1 protein-coding gene is annotated in these 220 nt (G+C 40.9%); it reads left to right on the top strand.

The window, feature by feature from the left end; translation table 11 throughout:
- Window positions 1-220, top strand: a 220-nt coding sequence (locus A3712_RS26905) for a hypothetical protein (protein WP_157618804.1), incomplete at both ends; no start/stop codon positions are given.

Genomic DNA, 220 nt, shown 5'->3' with positions numbered 1-220 from the left:
GAAAATTTAAATCGTGCGACGATCATTTCCAACTCTTTTAACTATCTCGATCAACTAGTCAAAGAGTGTGAGCGCCTCAATATAAAACCCAAGGTGGTGGGATCGATATCGTCGCTAAATAAAGAGATCAAAGAGAGCGACTTTGTACTGTATTGTCATACCTTACATCACTCATTGCAGAGTGATTTAGCGGCGTTGAAAGAACAGTACCCGTTAGACC

The sequence above is a fragment of the Vibrio sp. HI00D65 genome, from assembly GCF_001635455.1.
Lineage (GTDB): Bacteria > Pseudomonadota > Gammaproteobacteria > Enterobacterales > Vibrionaceae > Vibrio.
The sequence above is the reverse complement of the archived record's forward strand: the minus strand, read 5'-3'. Positions and strand labels throughout refer to the sequence as shown.